General features: G+C 58.3%; 12 protein-coding genes. 3 read left to right on the forward strand and 9 right to left on the reverse strand.

The window, feature by feature from the left end; translation table 11 throughout:
- Nucleotides 1–73: 73 nt before the first annotated feature.
- Nucleotides 74–1,297 (forward strand): phosphoadenosine phosphosulfate reductase, encoded by a 1,224-nt coding sequence (locus tag V6940_RS04960; RefSeq protein ID WP_333495057.1) that lies wholly within the window; start codon nt 74–76, stop codon nt 1,295–1,297.
- A complete protein-coding gene (locus V6940_RS04965) occupies nt 1,282–1,908 on the forward strand; it encodes an IbrB-like domain-containing protein (protein ID WP_333495058.1) in 627 nt (208 codons plus the stop codon). The genes V6940_RS04960 and V6940_RS04965 overlap by 16 nt, the downstream gene beginning before the upstream one ends.
- On the opposite strand, the gene V6940_RS04970 is transcribed toward V6940_RS04965, so the two are convergent.
- The 8 genes from V6940_RS04970 to entC all read right to left on the reverse strand — a co-directional run bounded on the left by V6940_RS04970 (nt 1,909) and on the right by entC (nt 10,814).
- The gene (locus tag V6940_RS04970) at nt 1,909–3,069 is read right to left on the reverse strand and encodes a pyridoxal phosphate-dependent aminotransferase (protein WP_333495059.1); all 1,161 of its coding nucleotides are present in this window, start codon (nt 3,067–3,069) and stop codon (nt 1,909–1,911) included.
- A 92-nt stretch (nt 3,070–3,161) separates the two neighbouring features.
- Nucleotides 3,162–3,359: a YbdD/YjiX family protein gene (locus tag V6940_RS04975; RefSeq protein ID WP_035895883.1), complete on the reverse strand. Its 198-nt coding sequence runs from the start codon at nt 3,357–3,359 to the stop codon at nt 3,162–3,164.
- A gap of 78 nt (nt 3,360–3,437) precedes the next feature.
- Nucleotides 3,438–5,543 (reverse strand): pyruvate/proton symporter CstA, encoded by a 2,106-nt coding sequence (cstA, locus tag V6940_RS04980; RefSeq protein ID WP_333495060.1) that lies wholly within the window; start codon nt 5,541–5,543, stop codon nt 3,438–3,440.
- A 284-nt stretch (nt 5,544–5,827) separates the two neighbouring features.
- Complete coding sequence (gene entH, locus V6940_RS04985; RefSeq protein ID WP_035895886.1) at nt 5,828–6,241, reverse strand: proofreading thioesterase EntH; 414 nt, start codon at nt 6,239–6,241, stop codon at nt 5,828–5,830.
- Between the two features lies 1 nt (nt 6,242).
- On the reverse strand, nt 6,243–6,998 hold the full coding sequence (gene entA / locus V6940_RS04990; protein WP_333495061.1) for a 2,3-dihydro-2,3-dihydroxybenzoate dehydrogenase EntA: 756 nt from the start codon (nt 6,996–6,998) through the stop codon (nt 6,243–6,245).
- Nucleotides 6,998–7,852 carry an isochorismatase gene (locus tag V6940_RS04995; protein WP_333495062.1) on the reverse strand — a complete coding sequence of 285 codons (855 nt, stop codon included), beginning with the start codon at nt 7,850–7,852 and terminating at the stop codon, nt 6,998–7,000. The genes entA and V6940_RS04995 overlap by 1 nt, the downstream gene beginning before the upstream one ends.
- Before the next feature lie 13 nt (nt 7,853–7,865).
- Complete coding sequence (gene entE, locus V6940_RS05000; protein WP_333495063.1) at nt 7,866–9,476, reverse strand: (2,3-dihydroxybenzoyl)adenylate synthase EntE; 1,611 nt, start codon at nt 9,474–9,476, stop codon at nt 7,866–7,868.
- Between the two features lie 156 nt (nt 9,477–9,632).
- The gene (entC, locus tag V6940_RS05005; protein WP_333495064.1) at nt 9,633–10,814 is read right to left on the reverse strand and encodes an isochorismate synthase EntC; all 1,182 of its coding nucleotides are present in this window, start codon (nt 10,812–10,814) and stop codon (nt 9,633–9,635) included.
- 233 nt (nt 10,815–11,047) lie between these two features.
- Here entC and fepB point away from each other — a divergent pair, with 233 nt between their 5' ends.
- Nucleotides 11,048–12,007 (forward strand): Fe2+-enterobactin ABC transporter substrate-binding protein, encoded by a 960-nt coding sequence (fepB, locus tag V6940_RS05010; RefSeq protein ID WP_333495065.1) that lies wholly within the window; start codon nt 11,048–11,050, stop codon nt 12,005–12,007.
- A 69-nt stretch (nt 12,008–12,076) separates the two neighbouring features.
- Here the strand turns inward: fepB and entS are convergent, their stop codons facing one another.
- Entirely contained in the window at nt 12,077–13,315 is a 1,239-nt protein-coding gene (gene entS, locus V6940_RS05015) for an enterobactin transporter EntS (RefSeq protein WP_442910780.1), read from the reverse strand.
- Nucleotides 13,316–13,373 lie beyond the last annotated feature (58 nt).

Raw genomic sequence — 13,373 nt, forward strand, 5'->3', positions numbered from 1 at the left:
TTATTACTTCTCATAACAGCGTACTATAATCAGTACCTTATTAGACATCATCGCCATAAAGGATTGCTGATTTATGTCAATCATCAAACTCCCCTTACCTCTCTCCGTACTGGAGGCAAGTCGGGAACGGATAGGCTGGACGTTGAATAACCTCCCCCGCGTTTGTATCTCTTTTTCCGGTGGGAAAGATTCAACGGTCATGCTGCATTTAGCCGCGGAACAGGCGCGCCAATCAGGTAAAAAATTCAGCGTGCTGTTTATTGATTGGGAAGCTCAGTTCTCCTATACCATCAATCATTGTCAAAATTTACGCACGCTGTATAGCGATGTGATTGAAACCTTTTATTGGGTTGCCCTACCGCTGACCACTCAAAATTCACTGACCCAATTCACTCCTGAGTGGCAGTGCTGGGAACCAGGAGCGAAATGGGTCAGACAGCCGCCTGAGGATGCTATTACCGACCCCGATTTTTTCCCCTTTTATGAGCTGGGAATGACCTTCGAACTGTTCGTGCAGAAATTTGCCGACTGGTTCTCCCAGCAGCGTCCCGCCGCCGTGATGGTCGGTATTCGCGCCGACGAGTCCTACAACCGCTTTTTGACCATTTCTTCGCAGCGTAAGCGCCGCTTTGCCGACGATAAACCCTGGACGACTATCGCGCCGGGCAATCATGCCTGGTACGTCTATCCGATCTATGACTGGAAAACGGCGGATATCTGGACCTGGTTTGCCAAAAGCAAGCTGCCCTATAACCCGCTCTACGACCTGATGCATCAGGCGGGCGTGCCGCTGCGCTATATGCGTATCTGCGAGCCTTTTGGGCCGGAGCAGCGGCAAGGGCTGTGGCTCTATCACGTCCTGGAGCCTGAACGCTGGGCCGCAATGTGCCAGCGGGTCAGCGGCGTGCACAGCGGTGGCATCTATGCCGGGCAGGATAACCAGTTCTACGGTCATCGCAAAATTGAAAAGCCGCAGCATCATAGCTGGCGCAGCTACGCCCACTTTCTGCTCTACACCATGCCGGAAGTCACCGCCGACCACTATCGCAATAAAATCGCCGTCTATCTTCACTGGTATCAAAAGCAGGGATGGGAAGATATTCCGGACAGCCAGGAGAAAGATCTGGGCTCTAAAGACGTTCCGTCGTGGCGACGAATCTGCAAAGTCTTATTAAACAATGATTACTGGTGCCGGATGCTCTCTTTCAGCCCAACAAAGGCCAGCCACTACCAACGCTATCGCACGCGCATGGAACAGAAGCGTCAACAATGGGGGTTACTATGCAACAAAAACTGATTGCACAACTGCAGAGCTATCTACAAACCTTATCTGACGAAGAGAAGATTGATGCGATTAACCAGTTTCGGCAGGCTTTGCACGAGGAGAGCCCGTTTCGCGACCAACCGATTGACTGCGTACTGTGGGTGAAAGAGGAGCAGGTTTCACCGAATGACTATAACCCGAACAATATGGCCCCACCAGAAAAGCGGCTGCTCACCAAATCGCTGGAAGCCGACGGTTTTACTCAACCGATTGTGGTGATTGAGAAAAACAGCAACGCCTACGAGATTGTCGATGGTTTCCACCGCCATCTGTTGTCGCAGTCAAAAGCCACGCTGAAAAAACGCCTGCACGGCTATTTGCCGATTACCCAGCTAGAAAATAGCGACCATTCGCAGCCGTCGCGGGTAGCGGCCACCATTCGTCACAACCGCGCGCGGGGTCGCCATCAGATAAGCGCCATGTCAGATATCGTGCGTGAGCTAAGCCAGCTCGGCTGGGATGATGAAAAAATCGGTCAGGAGCTAGGTATGGATGCCGATGAAATTCTGCGTCTTAAGCAGATTAACGGCCTGTGCGAAATATTTGGCAATCGCCAGTTCTCACAGGCCTGGACGGTCAAATAGCTACAGACGGCACAGGCGCTCGGCGGCGGCCAGCAGCGTCGCTTCCTGCTTGGCAAAGCACAGGCGAATCAGCTTGTGCGGGAACGGTGCAGCACAGAAGACCGACAGCGGGATCGCCGCCACGCCAATTTCAGTGGTCAGCCACTGGCAAAAGCTCACGTCATCGATCTCAGAAATGGCACTGTAGTCCGCCAGCAGGAAGTAGGTGCCTTCGCAGGGCAGCAACTTCAGTCGGCTCTGGCTCAGCGCATCGATAAACAGGTCGCGCCGTGCCCGATAAAAATCGGGTAGCTGGCGGTAGTGCTCAGGTTCGGCCCGCAGCATATCCGCCAGTGCCAGCTGCGCCGGGGTATTAACGGCAAAGGTCAGATATTGGTGCACCTTACGCAGCTCGGCGCTTATCGGCGCAGGCGCGACGCAGTACCCCACCTTCCAGCCGGTCATATGATAGGTTTTACCAAACGAGGAAACCGCCACCGCCCGCCCACGAAGCTGCGGATGCGCCAGCACGCTGGCGTGCCCGGCTTCGCTAAAACAGATATGTTCATACACTTCATCGCTGAGTACGTAGATTTCTCGTTCAGCAATGGCCTGCCATAGCGCCTCAAAATCTGCCGCCTGCCACACGGTGGCTGAGGGATTATGCGGGGTATTGAGTATTACCAATCGGGTTTTATCACTGAGCGTGTCGGCAAACGCCTGCCAGTCGACGCGAAAGTGCGGCGGTTGCAGCGCGATACGCTTTACGATACCACCGGAGAGTTCGACCGCCGGCGCATAGCTGTCATAGCTCGGGTCGAAGCAGATAACCTCATCGCCGTTACGCACCAGCGCGGTAATCGCCGCATAAAGCGCTTCGGTTGCCCCCGCGGTGACCGTAATCTCGCTATTCACGTCCGGCGAGTGGCCGTACAGCGTCTGCGTTTTCTCGGCGATGGCTTCACGCAGCGCCAGCGCGCCGGTCATCGGCGCATATTGGTTTGCGCCCGCGGCGACGTGATGCGCCAGCCGTGCCTGAAGATAAGACGGGCCGTCAAAATCGGGAAATCCCTGCGAAAGGTTAATCGCCTGGTGCTGCTGCGCCAGCGCGCTCATCTGGGTGAAAATGGTGGTGCCGAGATTGGGTAACTTGCTCTGTGGGATGAGTTGCTTATTCGTCATTCTGCGTCTGCCGCTCGTGATGCTAAAGTTAACATCAATATAACACGGCGAACACGTTTGGCAATCGAGACGTTTAGATGTCTAAATAAACATTAACAACATTTCGCGCCGCCCTTGCCGCCATAGCGTGCGTCCTGGCGGTCGCGGAAAAATTCTTCGTAGGTCATCGGCGTCTGGTCCGGGTGCGTGATGCGCATATGTTCGACGTAGTTGTCGTAGTCCGGCACGCCAATCATCATTTTAGCGGCCTGACCGAGGTATTTTCCGGCTTTCGAAAGCGTATCAAACATCGTTTTTGTCCTTTGGGTAAACCCGGCGTCGCTACGCTCGGCCGGGCTACAACATCATCAAACAACGCGCAATTGAGATTAATGCGCGCGTTTCGCCTGCGCGACCAGATTCTCCGCATCCGCCGGCATCGGCTCGTACGGGGTCTCTTTCGCCGTCGGTTTGTCCACCTTCAATGCCGCCAGCGCGGTTTTAAGGGAGAACACCGCCAGCACCACAACCACCACCATAAAGAAGATGGTCAGGCCAGCATCAAGACGGTTGTTGAACACCAGCTGCGCCAGCTGCGATTCAGTGTACTGCGGCGGAATATTGCCGCTGTCGATCATTGCCTGGAACTTGTTGGCAATCGCCAGGAAGCCCACGCGGGTATCTTCACTGAACGACTTCTGCCAGCCCGCCACCAGCGTACACACCAGCAGCCACGCCGTCGGCACCAGCGCAACCCATGCGTAGCGCTGACGTTTCATCTTGAACAGTACCACCGCACACAGCATCAGCGCCATACCCGCCAGCATCTGGTTCGCAATACCGAACAGCGGCCACAGGGTGTTAATGCCGCCCAGCGGGTCAACCACCCCTTGATGCAGGAAGTAGCCCCAGGCTAGCACGCAGAGCGCCGTTGCCAGCAGGTTAGCGGGCAGCGAATCGGTACGTTTAAGCCCCGGATTGATAACGCCCAGCAGGTCTTGCAGCATAAAGCGTGCAGCACGGGTACCCGCATCCACCGCCGTCAGAATAAACAGCGCTTCAAACAGAATGGCGAAGTGATACCAGAACGACACATCCATCAGGCCGCCCAGCGCCCCGTGAAGGATATAGGCCATCCCCACCGCCAGCGTCGGCGCACCGCCCGCACGAGAAATAATCGACTGTTCGCCAACTTCGTTGGCAATCTGATGCAGCAGGTCCGGCGTCACCGCAAAGCCCCAACTGCTGACCACCTGCGCCGCTGAAGCCACCACGTCAACGGTACCGGCTGGTGCCAGCATCGCCATCGGGCTGTTCATCGCAAAGTACACGCCCGGATCGATAATACAGGCAGAAACCAGCGCCATAATGGCGACGAAGGATTCCATCAGCATACCGCCGTAGCCGATAAAGCAGGCCTGATTTTCGTTCGCCAGCATCTTCGGCGTGGTGCCGGAGGCAATCAGCGCGTGGAAACCAGAAACCGCGCCGCAGGCGATGGTGATAAACAGGAACGGGAACAGGTCGCCGGTCCAGACCGGGCCGGTGCCATCAACGAATTTGGTCAGCGCAGGCATGGTCAGCGTTGGGCGCATAATCAGAATGCCAATCGCCAGCCCAACGATAGTGCCGATTTTCAGGAAGGTGGAAAGGTAGTCGCGCGGTGCCAGCAGCAGCCACACCGGCAGCACAGATGCCACGAAGCCGTAGCCCACCAGCATCCAGGTCAACTGTACGCCGGTATAGTCAAACCACGGCGCCCAGGTTTCGCTTGCCGCCACCCAACCGCCGGAAATAATCGCAAACACCAGCAGCACCAGACCAATAACCGACACTTCGCCAATGCGTCCCGGACGCAGATAGCGAATGTAAATCCCCATAAACAGCGCCAGCGGAATGGTAAAGGCAACGGTATAGGTTCCCCACGGGCTGTGGGTCAGCGCCTTCACGACAATCATCGCCAGCACCGCCAGAATGATCACCATGATCATAAAGGTCGCCACCAGCGCAATCACGCCAGCGACCGGTCCCATCTCCTCTTTCACCAGCTCACCCAGTGAACGGCCATCGCGACGGGTAGAAACAAACAGCACCATAAAGTCCTGGACCGCACCGGCCAGCACCACCCCGGCTAACAGCCAGAGCATGCCTGGCAGATAACCCATTTGTGCCGCCAGCACCGGCCCCACCAGCGGGCCCGCCCCGGCGATAGCGGCAAAGTGGTGTCCGAACAGTACTTTTTTGTCCGTTGGTACGTAGTCGAGGCCATCATTGTGACGCACGGCGGGCGTCATGCGCGTCGGGTCAACCTGCAGCACCTTTTTCGCAATATAGAGGCCGTAAAAACGGTAAGCGATAAGATAAACGCAGACCGCCGCCACGACGATCCACAATGCGTTTATCTGTTCACCACGGTTGAGGGCGATGTAGCCCAGGGCAAACGCTCCAACAATGGAGAGTAACGCCCATATAAGGTATTTCCCTGAATTGTTCATAGTTATTGTCCGTATCAGTAGCAGAGGATGTTACATTTTGTGTCCATGCAAGCACACTTGATTTAACAACCTTGAAACGAATATGAACAGGAACGGTACCCGACATTTACATCACATTGTTAACGGGATCACTTAAGTCAGAAAAACGGATGAGAGGCGGGAAGTGAAAGTGGGATAAACGCAGGTATATAGGCCGGATAAGCGAAGCGCCATCCGGCAATGTGCCGCATCATGCCGGATGGCGCTTCGCTTATCCGGCCTACACCTTATTCGGCGCTCGAAACCTAACCGAGCACCGCCGTCCCTAACCGGCAGGTACAGCAGCGCCGCCCCTGCTCGTCAAAAACGACAATTTCCCAACTCTGGCTCTGACGCCCCAAATGCAGCGGCTGGCACACCGCCCGCACCTGCCCTTGAGAGACCGGGCGATGGTGCGACGCATTCAATTCGGTGCCGACCACACACTGCCCCTCGCGGGTCATCAGAAAGCCAGCCATCGAGCCCAACGTCTCTGCCAGCGCCGCCGACGCGCCGCCGTGCAGCAGGCCGAACGGCTGATGGGTACGGCTGTCCACCGGCATCACCGCTTCCAGGCTGTCGTCGCCGATATGGGTATAAACAATCCCCAGATGCGCCACCATGGTGTTATCGCTGGTGGCGTTCAGTTCATCAAGGGTTAAATGACGTTTCCAGATCATCCTACGCTCCCAGCGTTGAGCCGCCGTCCACCACGATATCCTGCAGCGTGATGTGGCTGGCGCTGCTCGATGCCAGGAACAGAATCGTGCTGGCAATCTCCTGCGGACGCGCAATTTTACCCAGTGGTATGCCGAGCTTAAACTGCTCGCCAAAGCCGCGAATACGCTGCTGCTCGGCGTCATCGCTCACCCACAGCACGCGCTGCATATCGGTGTCGGTGGAACCCGGCGATACCAGATTACAGCGCACGCCCGCGCTGGAAAGCTCCAGCCCGACGGTCAGCGCCAGGCTTTTCAGCGCCGCCTTCGACGCGCCATAGGCACTCATGCCGATGCGCGGCGTATGCGCCGCATCGGAAGCGACAGTAACAATCGCCCCGCCCTGCTGACGACGGAACTGCGCCATCGTCTGCTGGAACAGGTTAAACGCGCCGCCGACGTTGACCGCGAAGGTCTGCTGCCAATCTTCCAGGCTCAACGCGTCGGTGGCGCCCATTCGCAAAATTCCTGCCGCGTTGACCAGCACATCCAACCGCTCGGTGGTGGCGAGCAGGCGTTCGCACACCTGCGCCACCTGCTGAGCATCCGCCACGTTTAGTACTTCAGTCGCGAAGGGATAATGCTCGCCGTCGAACGCCAGGTCGAAACCGGTAACCTTCGCGCCCGCCTCCACAAACGCCTGTGCGGTAGCATAGCCGATACCTTTTCCCGCCCCGGTCACCCACACGTTCTGGCCGTTAAAATCGAACCCGGCCATCATTTCACCTCACGGGAGAGCAGCGCCCACCAGGCATCGATACTTGGATTTTTCGCCAGCATCACGAAGTCGATATCACCGTGCACTTTACGCCAGCGTGCCGCCAGCGCCATCATGCGCACGGAGTCGAGGCCGTAATCAATCAGGTTGTCATCGTCGAGCGGTTCATCGGACTCATCCAGCAGCGGCAGCACCAGCGCACGCAGCGCCTCTTTGCTGGTTGGCACGGACGGCAGCAGTTCATCGGTCATCACCACGCGGCCGCTACGACCAGCAACATATTTCAGCGACATCAGGTGCTCGTCGCGGCTAAAGTCCGCCAGCGCGTCGGCGACAAAGAACGGCTTAATATCGCGCATAAAGGCATCGGTGGCGGTGGTCATGCAACCAATGTGCGCATAGACACCGGTGATAATCAGCTGATTACGCCCGGTCTCCTTGAGCATCTGCTCCAGCGGCGAGCGGTGGAATGCGCTGTAACGCCACTTCACCAGCACGGTATCCTGAGTATCTGGTGCCAGCGCCGCAATCACTCGCTGCTGCTCCGGTGAACGGGTCAGCCCCGGCCCCCACATATCATTCAGCAGCGCGCGGTCTTCATCGCTCTGCTCTTTCGGTTGGGCGGTGTAGTAAACCGGAATGCCATTTTTTTTGCAGAAATCGCGCAGCGCGGCAATGTTCGCCACCACGGTCTCCATCATTGCGCTGTCATCGCCCCAGAAGTTGAGGAAATATTCCTGCATATCGTGGATCAACAGCGCGGCGCGCGACGGCTCAAACGCCCAGTTGACCTTGTTTTCGGGAAGTTCCAGCGCGGTTGGCAGCGCGTAGCCCTGTAGTTTTGGAATCGCCATGTTGTTCTCTCCTTCAGCACTGCGAGCGGCTCGCCAGCCACTGACGTAATTGTTTTTTATCGACTTTCCCGACGTGGGTCAGCGGCAGTTCATCTACGCACTCGACGCGGTCAGGCAGTTTAAATTCGGCCACGCCCTGCTCGCGCAGGAAACGGCGGACGGCCACGGCGCGCAGCGGCGCTTTCACCACCAGATACGCGCAGCTTTTCTCGCCAAGCAGGCTATCTTCCATGCTGACCAGCGCCGCATAGACCACCGCGTCATGACGCAGCAGCAGGTTTTCAATCTCTTCAGCGGCAATCTTCTCGCCGCCACGGTTTATCTGATCTTTCTCGCGCCCTTCAACGGTGATGTAGCCGTCTTCGTCGATGGAAATAAGATCGCCCGAGCAGTAAAAACCGTCGGCATCAAAGGCGCTGGCGTTATGCTGCGGGCTCTTGTAGTAACCACGGAAAGTGTATGGGCCACGGGTCATCAGACGGCCAACTTCGCCACGCGGCAATGGGTTACCCTCGGCATCTGCCACCCACACTTCGTCGTCCGGGCACATCGGGTAACCTTGAGTGTTGAGGATCTTTTCTTCTGAATCATCCAGACGGGTGTAGTTCACCAGCCCTTCCGCCATGCCGAATACCTGCTGCAGCTGACAGCCAATCTCTGCCGGAATACGCGCCGCCAGCGTCGCAGAAAGACGCGCGCCGCCCACCTGGAGCAGCGTCAGCGAACGCAGCTGGGCGTTGCTACCCCATTCGGTAATCGCCTGCAACCACAGGCTAACCGCTGGCGGCACCAGCGCGGCGACGTTCACCTGATGCTTTTCAATCAACGGGAAGCAGAGCGTGGCGTTCGGGTCCGCCGCCAGCACTACCGTGCCTTGCGCCAGGAAGACGCCCAGCGCCCCCGGCGAGCTCATGGCATAGTTATGCGCCGATGGGATCGCACAGAGATAGCGCGTCTGCGCATCAAAACGGCAAATCTCATTACTGCGGCGAATGCTGTAGTAGTAATCGTTGTGGGTGCGGGGGATAAGCTTTGGCGTGCCGGTACTGCCACCGGAGAGCTGAAAAAAGGCCACTTCGTCGGCGGCGGTTGGCGTTGGGGTAAAATCGGCAGCCGGGCGAGCAATCGCCGCTTCCAGCGCGTGTTCCCCCTCGCCTTTGCGCAGCAGCACCATGCGCAGGGAGCGATGCTGTTCGCAAAACGCGTTCAGGAAACTATCGTCACCAAACAGGGTATGCGAACGGTCGGCAATCAGCGCCGCCGGGGCAATCTGCTCGGCGTAGGCATTCAGCTCGCTGCGCTGATGGCTGAACAGCGCGTTCACCGGTGCGACGCCGATTTTCAGCAGCGCAAACAGCGTAATGTAAAACTCAACGATATTGCCCAACTGCACCAGCGCGGTCTCTCCACGCTTCAGCCCTTTATGCTGCAGCGAGGCCGCCAGATTATCGACGTAGTGATTCAACTGGCGATAGCTAATCTGATGGTCACCATCAATCACCGCAATTGCGTCGCTGCCTGCGTGGCGGGTCAGCATCTCGGTGAGCGGCAGATCCTGCCAGTAGCCTTTTTCACGGTAGCGCGCCGCCAGCGCGTCCGGCCAGCGGGTAAATTCCACGGTCATTCTGATTCCTTGCCGCCTATCCCAGTAGGCGTAATTGTTGAAGCCAGTTTGACGTCGGACAGCGCGCAGAAACCGGAACGTACACGTAGTACGTGAGGATTTCGAGCACTGCCCGGCGCCAAAATGGCGAATAAAATAGCCTAATGGGATAGGCTCTTAATGCAGGCCGAAAACATTTAGCATGGTAGAAAGCTTGACGCCGGTTTCGCGCCACTCGGACTCCGGCGATGACGCAGGCACAATGCCCGCACCGGCAAACAGACGCACGCTATTGGCTTTCACCCGCGCGCAGCGGATAGTCACCACCCACTCGCCGTTGCCTTCGGCGTCGCACCAGCCGACGATGCCGCCGAACAGGTCGCGCTCGAACGGCTCCAGCTCGGCAATCAGCTGTTTAGCCGCCTGATGCGGGAAGCCGCTCAACGCAGGCGTTGGGTGCAGCAAGCAGGCGAGCGTCAGCGCGTTTTCTTCCGCTTTGGCCTGGCCTTCAATCGGCGTAGCGAGGTGCCACAGGGTTGGCGTGGTAACCAGCTGCGGGGTGCTCGGCAGTGAGAGTTGCAGGCTGCGCGGCGCCAGCGTTTTTTTCATCGACTGGGTCACTAGCTCATGCTCGTGACGGTCTTTTTCCGAAGCCAGCAGGCGGTTGCCTGCTTCACGATCCAGCATGTCATCAGGCTGACGACGCGCAGAACCGGCTAGCGGCAGCGAATGGAACAGCGATCCTTCTTTGCGCAGCAGCAGCTCGGGGCTTGCGCCCAGCAGCACGCCGCCGTCCGGCAGCGGGACGTGGAAGTTAAAGCTCGCCGGGTTTTGCGCCACCAGACGCTCCAGCAGCGCGCCGCTGTTCAGCGTCTGCTCAGCTTCGATATCAATCAGGCGGGAAAGCACCACTTTATTGACCTGCGGGGTCGCGGTCAGCGCCGCCGCTCGGGCCACCATATCGAGGAACACCGGGTTTTCGGGGATTTCGCGGCGCGCCACCACCGCCAGCGGATCGCGCGAGGCGTGGTAGCGGGAAGAGTGTTGTTTTGCGGTACGCGAAAACGCGTCACAGCGTTCAGGAATATACAGCGCGGAAGGCTGCGTGGTATCGAACGGGATGGCACCAACCATCACCGGATTGGCAATCCCGGCGGCTTTGGCCGCGGCAAACGCCGAGGCTAGCCCCTGCTGGAATGCGCTATCTGGCGCATCACCGCCTTCAGCCGGGCAGGTGAAGCGCTGAAAACAGCCCGAGGTGGTAAAACTACGGAACGGCGACATAAAGAAAAAGCTATCAGCCGAGAGCGTAGCCTGATGGTGTTGTTCTTGTGTATCCGCAGCAAGTGACGTTTCCATATCATCCTCCAAAAACGATAAAGATATTACGAATAATTATCATTTATATTTTGGTTGGGTAACCTAAAAGTAAACGCCTCGTATGTCAACAGCGCTAAGCAGCATCTTGTGCTTAATAAAAAGCGCGTAGCCCTGATATTGCCCTGCCCCGGCGATGGAAGAGGGCTTGCATCCAGCGCGAACAATAGTTGAAAATGAGAAGCATTAACCAATGACAATCAGGACGCATATCCGTGAACTTCTCCGCTTTATGGCGCACCGTGGCGCTCATCGCAGGTTTTAGTGTTTTAGGAATATCCTCAACCCAGGCCGCCGAATGGCCACGCCAGATTAGCGACAGCCACGGCGTTCACACCCTGGAGCACAAACCAACGCGCATTGTTTCCACCAGCGTGACCCTCACCGGTTCCCTGCTGGCGATTGATGCACCGGTGATTGCCAGCGGTGCCACCACGCCGAATAACCGCGTAGCAGATGCTCAGGGCTTCCTGCGCCAGTGGGGCGACGTTGCAAAAGCGCGTAAGATCTCCCGCCTCTACATTGGCGAACCCAGCGCTGAAGCCGTGGCCGCACAGATGCCGGACCTGATTCTTATCAGCGCTACCGGCGGTGACTCCGCGCTGGCGCTGTACGACCAGCTCTCCACCATCGCCCCAACGCTTATCGTTAACTACGACGATAAAAGCTGGCAGGCGCTGTTGACTCAGCTCGGCACCATCACCGGGCAGGAGAAGCAGGCTGCGGCGCGTATTGCCGAGTTTGATAAGCAACTGGCTAGCGTGAAGCAACAGATGAAGCTGCCACCGCAGCCGGTGAGCGCGCTGGTCTATACCGCCGCGGCGCATAGCGCCAACCTGTGGACCAGCGAATCCGCGCAGGGGCAGTTCCTCTCCCAGCTCGGCTTTACCCTCGCCACGTTGCCGGAAGGCCTGCACGCCAGCCAAAGCCAGGGCAAGCGTCACGACATCATCCAGCTTGGCGGTGAAAACCTGGCAACCGGCCTGAACGGCAATAGCCTGTTCCTGTTCGCCGGTGACCAGAAAGATGTGGACGCGATTTACGCCAACCCATTGCTGGCGCACCTGCCAGCGGTGAAAGAAAAGCACGTGTACGCGCTGGGCACCGAGACGTTCCGTCTCGACTATTACAGCGCAATGCGCGTGTTAGCGCGCTTGTCGGCGCTGTTTGGTTAAGCACCGAGTCATTCCCGGCGGCGCTTCGCTTGGCCGGGCTACACGTTTCCTGTAACCCGGACGAGGCGGTTACGCCGACTCCGGGATCTCGCGCCGGAACCGCCGCAGTTCGCCCAGCACCAGCAGTAAAATCCCACCCACGATCGCCAACCCCCAACCGCTGACGCTTGCCGATGCCACCGGGGTCAACATCGCCCCCAGCCCACCGAGCAGCGCCGCACCGATGGCATCGCCGGTGACGTTCTGTGCCGTCCACAGCCCGTTAATGCGCCCGAGCATGGCTTCCGGCGTCTGGGTCTGAATCAAGGTATATTGCAACAGCGAACTGATGGCGCTCAGCCAACCAAACAGCGCCAGGCACACCATTCCCAACGCCCAATGCGGCATCATGGCAAACAGACCGATTGCCACAAACGCCCCGACCGTCGCCAGCAGCATCACCCAGCCCGGACGCTCGTTCTGCGCCAGCCGTCCGCTGGTTAACGCACCAAAAGCTGCCCCCAGCGGAATTGCCGCATACAGCAGGCCAATCTGTGCCGCCGACATCTGCCAGCCCTGCGCCAGCGCGGGATAGAGCACGCGCACGGCGCTGGCCATCGTCACCAGACCACCCAACAACGCAATGCCGCCAATCAGCGGGCTAGCGAGCAGAAAACGGAACCCGGCCACCAGGGAAGTGAATGGATGTTCGCGCTTTTGCGGCGGCGGTGGCAGCTGCGGTAAACGCAGCAGCGTCAGCGTGGTGATAAAGGTGCCCAGCGCCGCCAGCAGGTAGTTCCACGACACGCCGCCGGACGCCAGCAGCAGGCCGCCGACCATCGGCGAAATCACCGAACCCAGGCGCACCGTCAGCATGGTAATCGCCCCCGCCTGCATCAGATTCTCACGCCCAACCAGCGCTGGCGTCGCCGCCAGCAGCGCCGTCACACCCAGCGAGGCGAAGAAGCCATCCCATAGACCAAGCAGATAAATCGACACCAGCGACGGTTCCGGCAGCAGGGCGTTCAGCCACAGGCCGATAAACCCGATACCGCAGGTGCCGCGCGCCAACAGGATAAGCTTGCGGCGCTCGTAGCGGTCCGCCAGCACGCCGCCCACCATCAGCCCGACGAACATCGCCCCGCCGGTCAGGGTGACCGAAAGCCCCACCTGCCAGGTGGAGTGGGTCATCATCTGAATTTGAACAGGTACCGCCACGCCGAGCAGGCCAAGCGAGAGAATGGAGATAAAGCGAGCAATAAAGACGGCGCGAAAGGCCGGATGCGTTTTTAGCAGGCTCAGATTCAGCAGCCAGGATTGTCGATTCATTACAAAACCTTGAACGTTTTTTCTTACCCTTTCCGAGGGCGCTCATGCTAACATAAGC

Source organism: Kluyvera sp. CHPC 1.251, assembly GCF_036759945.1.
GTDB lineage: Bacteria > Pseudomonadota > Gammaproteobacteria > Enterobacterales > Enterobacteriaceae > Kluyvera > Kluyvera sichuanensis.

Excerpts from the sequence above, each read along its gene's own strand:
- V6940_RS04960 (WP_333495057.1), top strand. The coding sequence starts at position 74 with ATGTCAATCATCAAACTCCCCTTACCTCTCTCCGTACTGGAGGCAAGT.
- V6940_RS04965 (WP_333495058.1), top strand. The coding sequence starts at position 1,282 with ATGCAACAAAAACTGATTGCACAACTGCAGAGCTATCTACAAACCTTA.
- V6940_RS04970 (WP_333495059.1), bottom strand. The coding sequence starts at position 3,069 with ATGACGAATAAGCAACTCATCCCACAGAGCAAGTTACCCAATCTCGGC.
- V6940_RS04975 (WP_035895883.1), bottom strand. The coding sequence starts at position 3,359 with ATGTTTGATACGCTTTCGAAAGCCGGAAAATACCTCGGTCAGGCCGCT.
- cstA (WP_333495060.1), bottom strand. The coding sequence starts at position 5,543 with ATGAACAATTCAGGGAAATACCTTATATGGGCGTTACTCTCCATTGTT.
- entH (WP_035895886.1), bottom strand. The coding sequence starts at position 6,241 with ATGATCTGGAAACGTCATTTAACCCTTGATGAACTGAACGCCACCAGC.
- entA (WP_333495061.1), bottom strand. The coding sequence starts at position 6,998 with ATGGCCGGGTTCGATTTTAACGGCCAGAACGTGTGGGTGACCGGGGCG.
- V6940_RS04995 (WP_333495062.1), bottom strand. The coding sequence starts at position 7,852 with ATGGCGATTCCAAAACTACAGGGCTACGCGCTGCCAACCGCGCTGGAA.
- entE (WP_333495063.1), bottom strand. The coding sequence starts at position 9,476 with ATGACCGTGGAATTTACCCGCTGGCCGGACGCGCTGGCGGCGCGCTAC.
- entC (WP_333495064.1), bottom strand. The coding sequence starts at position 10,814 with ATGGAAACGTCACTTGCTGCGGATACACAAGAACAACACCATCAGGCT.
- entS (WP_442910780.1), bottom strand. The coding sequence starts at position 13,315 with ATGAATCGACAATCCTGGCTGCTGAATCTGAGCCTGCTAAAAACGCAT.